At 32.1% G+C, this 4856-nt stretch carries 4 protein-coding genes; all 4 read left to right on the top strand.

Features of this window, described 5'->3' with window-relative positions:
• The first annotated feature begins 118 nt into the window (after nucleotides 1-118).
• On the top strand, nucleotides 119-2506 hold the full coding sequence (locus tag ACE1EF_RS19840) for a T9SS type A sorting domain-containing protein (RefSeq protein WP_375722452.1): 2388 nt from the start codon (nucleotides 119-121) through the stop codon (nucleotides 2504-2506).
• Nucleotides 2507-2655: 149 nt separating this feature from the next.
• Nucleotides 2656-3078: a DUF4279 domain-containing protein gene (locus ACE1EF_RS19835; RefSeq protein WP_375722451.1), complete on the top strand. Its 423-nt coding sequence runs from the start codon at nucleotides 2656-2658 to the stop codon at nucleotides 3076-3078.
• A gap of 178 nt (nucleotides 3079-3256) precedes the next feature.
• A complete protein-coding gene (locus tag ACE1EF_RS19830; protein ID WP_375722450.1) occupies nucleotides 3257-3985 on the top strand; it encodes a DUF4304 domain-containing protein in 729 nt (242 codons plus the stop codon).
• 176 nt (nucleotides 3986-4161) lie between these two features.
• A partial coding sequence (locus ACE1EF_RS19825) for a hypothetical protein (protein ID WP_375722449.1) occupies nucleotides 4162-4856 on the top strand: 695 nt, incomplete at its 3' end.

The raw sequence follows: 4856 nt of genomic DNA, 5'->3' as shown, positions 1-4856 counted from the left end.
GCAAGCACCTTTCGTCCTGACAGTTCCTATCCTATCGGACAGAAACTGCCACGACACCATACCGCGGGAACGTTGTGTACCATTATAAAAACCAAACTTATAGACAAAACTTCGAATTATGAAAAAAACTTTTATTATAACATTATCTCTGATCTTAACAATACAGTGTTATTGCCAAATAGGCATGTATAAAATTTTAAATAGAAATGTAACAGACTTTTGCATTGAGGAAGACACTGTCTGGGTAAGTACTCTAACAAATGGTGTATTTAAAATTCAAGTATCACCTAATGAAATAAAGATTGATTCGATATATCAGTTTTATAGAGGCAATATTAAAAGTGATTTACGCTCAATTGCAGTTGATAATGATGGTGTAAAATGGATTACCAGTTACTTTTATGGTATTTTTAGTTTTAAAGGGAGCACTCTAAAAAACTATACTACCAACGAAGGATTAGCGAGTAACTCAACCAGAAGTATAACAATTGATAATCAAAACCGCAAATGGATAGGAACTGTTGATAATGGGGTTTCTATTTATGACAATAACCAATGGACAACTATTGATTTCACCCCTAAGAAATACGAGTTTGTAGCATCAATTGAAATTGATTCATTGAATAACAAATGGATTTCGACCAAATTTGGAGTTTATAAATTTAATCATTCAATCTTGGATACATTACAATTGGATGAATACCCATATTTTCCAAATGAAACTTTACTGGATAGTAAAGGAAATTTATGGTTTTGTGGCAGTAGTTGGGGAGGTATTACAAGGTTTGATGGAACAAAAATAACGACCTTTAAAAATCCTAACGAACAAAAAATTTATGCACCGCAAAATCTTGTTGAAGATGCTGAAGGAAATATCTGGGCTAGTACTAGTGACAAATTTTTTATTTATCATAAGGGAACGTGGATAACTTTACCTTATTCCGATATAAAAAGTTTTAATTTTTCATCATTATATTCTGAAAATTCATTTAGAGAGCCTATATGGATCGTTGGCAATAAGGGGCTTTATTATATCGGGGAAAAGAAGGATATATATGAAACTATTAGTCCAGAAGACTCTATTATTCTCAATGATACTATCTCAGAATCCCTTGAGTTTAGTAACTACAACTGGTTACCATTTAATTTTAATCAAATACATTATTTCACTTACGAACAAGACGGTGATGTATTGGTAGAGAAATTTGTCATGGATTCAATTGCAAATGTTAATGGTCGATTTCGGTGCTTGTTTAATACAAACATGGGAAACTGCAACAATTGTTATGAATCATACGATTCTTTTCGCAATACCATGGTCAGCAATGGATTTAGGAATATTAACGAATATTCAATAGGTAAGGAAAATGTTATATTTAAACAAAATATAAGTAGTACAGATTCTAAACCTGTATTGTTTAAACCTTTCGCTAAGTTAGGAGATACCTGGACTACGCAGTATATTAATTTTCTATGCACTACAATAAAAGACACTTTAATTTTTGGAGAATTAGATTCAATCAAGATTTTTACCATTTCAGGAGGTGCTATAAAAAATGATAAAATGATCCTTTCTAAGAAACATGGGCTGCTTTATTTCCCTCCAATCTTTAACCTAATTTCACAACAACCATATAATCCGTATCAGGTAGTAGGCTACCAAAATCAAAATATAAGTAAAGGATATAGACCACCTTCTTTTCAAAGCTATATTCATTTTACTGAAGGTGATTACATATTTAAAAAGGATTTGGTATCAGAAGGGTATAAATATTGGAATGGTTATAATATTTACATGGACTCTATCATTTCAGTAGATCGATTCCAAGATTCCATTGTTCTAGTTTATAAAAGAAAAACTATAAAATCAGTAGACGATGGATGGACACCACCTAAAAGCATGAATGGAGAATTTAAAACAAAATACACCCGTAAGGCATACGAAAACATAGTTCTAAATGCAACAAGTTGGCCAGGGAGATTTGACAGCACAAATAGATTATTCTATAGTTACCCTATCAAATTAGAAATAATTGATGGAGATACTATCTCAAAGTTCAGGTATATAAGCTATTCAGCGAAGGTTGACACTATATTAGGAGATTTGCCTGAAGAATATTATGAATATGATTTTGCTTCTAATTTTGTCTTATCAACTAAAACAGGGATCTATAAGGAGTATGGATTTGGGTACAGCAAAGAAATTATAGGCTATCAAATTAATGGCAAAAACTATGGAAAAGCCAATGAGTACTTAACTAACTTTGATTCACCTAAATATACCAATCTTTACATTTATCCTAACCCTGTTAAAAATACTCTACACATTAAATATGAAAGAATTAATTTCTCTAAAATAAAGATTCTGAATCTAAATGGAATAGTGTTGTTATCCTGCCAAGGTAATAGATCTATTGATGTATCAATATTAAAAAGTGGTATTTATATCCTTGAGGTTATAGACTCTAATGGTAATACCATTAAAAGCAAATTACAAAAAGAATAACGGTACACAACAAAATGTATAACTTATGGCAGGAAATCGAAACATGCAACTACTCTACCCCGCTTCAACTTTTGTTACGGCTGATAAAAAACTGCGCCGAAAATTTGCCACAAGTCATACATAGAACCGTTGTAGCACATTAAAGGAAAATGGAAAAATCTGAATCATATGTTTACTTCGCTCTTAAAGGAGATGATTTTGACCCACATTTGATTACTGAGAGAATTGGAATCAAACCAACCTCCAGCTTTCAAAAGGGAGATAAAGGGGAATATAATCCCAAATTGAAATTCTCTTGCTGGAAGTTATCAACGGAAAGAGGAAAAGAACCTATTGAAATTGACAACCTAGTTACAGAAATAATAGATCAACTATTTGACAAGATTGAATTAATTAATGCGTTAAAAAAAGAATTGAATTTGAATTCAGTATTAGAAATTGTTCTGGAGATTGACACTAATCCTGAAAAATCAACTCCTGCACTTGGACATGATTTAAAAACAATTGAGTTTTTACATAGAACAAGAACTATTACGGATGTTGATATTTATAGATATAACTCATCAGAATAAATTTAAAAATAAAACGTGCTACAACACGCGGTCATAGTGCATGGCAGTAATTTTAAACCAAGTAATTCAACGTTCACTGCCGGCTCTTTTCATCCTGACAGTTCCTTTCACGGGTGAAAGAAACTGCCACGACACCATACCGCGGGAACGTTGTACACCATAAAAGACAGACCTGCAAATGACGACACAGGAGTTTAGAAAGCAAATTGGAAAATATCTCGGAACTAAGATTCGTGAATTCGGATTTAAAGGCTCTGGATTCAATTATATAATGGACTCTGAAAGTTTCGTTTTTACTATTGGCTTGCAAGCAAGTAGATATGGTGGAAGTTTTTGTGTTGAATTAGGAGTTCACCCGAAAGAAATAACAAACAATGGATTTGAGGATTTAGATTTTAATAAGCTTAAGTACTATAACTGTGAATTTAGGACAAGATTAGCAAAAGAAGGAAAAGGTGATAAGTGGTGGAATTATACTGATTCAGAATCAAAAAACTTTGAAATCATAGATGATGTAATTCTTTATATTTCAAAATATGCTTTACCAATAATAAATGGATTCAAAAATGATACTGGATTATTGGAAAAGGTTAAAATATCTGACATAAAGAATCGATTTATACCGATACCGGACTTTAAAGGTGGATTAACACCTATGACAACAGATATCAGATTGGCTTGGGCTTTGGCAGTAATTATTGAAAAATCTAATCCTAAAAAATCATTGGAATTTGCTAAATACGCATTGAAGCATGACAAATCTCCAAGTACATTTTTTGGCACAAAGGATTTGAAAAGGATAATTGAATCTTATCAGGACAGTTTCGAGAAAGACTTGCCGATAAAAGAGATGGACAATGACAAACCAAGTTTTTGGACAAAGATTACGGATAGATTTAAGAAATAGATAAATTACGGTGTACAACACGCGGTCATAGTGCATGCGGTTTCTTTTAACCTGCAAAACCGTTTGCGCCCTGGCGTCGTTTTCGGCTTGACAGTCTCCACTGCGTGGGACAGTCAACCGCACGACACCATACCGCGGGAACGTTGTAGGGCATGCTAAAAAACCGCCAAAGTAACATGAAACATTACTTGATTTACATATTGATTTTAATTTCTAATATCACATTCGGACAGATATCTGCTGATACGATTACTAATTGGCAGATTTACAAGGATAATGAGTTAATACTTGCAGGAAATGTATTAATGGAGAATGCAATGTTGCCTTCTACAATGATTGATACACAAGACAAATTTGAGAATATTAAAATTGATTTCTTGTACGATTTCTTTTCAAGTGATATTGAGAGAGCTATTGACTTTTATATTGATAATAAACAGATTGGAGAATTCAAAGAAAATGGTTCAGCAAGAGAATCAATAAACATCCCTAAAGATTTCATTGACAGGACTTTTAATAATTATTTAAACAAACAAATACAAATTCGATACACTGATAATAAATACAATACGACTGGCATCCCAATTGGAGTGATAATTTTCTCAAATTCAAACTGTATAGCCAAACAAAACATTGATAAGTCATTAATTGAATCTGGAGAATTTAAAAATTACTTTCGCTATGATTTGGGTGATTTTTATTTCTATAACGGCAGATTTGAAAACAATTTATCATATAAAATCCAACAAAAAGACAATGAGAAAATTATTTACACACGAAAGGACTCATTATCTTGTAAGCTTCCCCAAAAACTGGACAGTTTAAAAGTAGACAAAATAGTATTAATTTTAAACTGTAATTATGAAGAAGA

Source organism: Quyinboa sediminis (genome assembly GCF_042219855.1).
Lineage (GTDB): Bacteria > Bacteroidota > Bacteroidia > Bacteroidales > UBA5342 > JBHJHP01.
The sequence above is the reverse complement of the archived record's forward strand: the minus strand, read 5'-3'. Positions and strand labels throughout refer to the sequence as shown.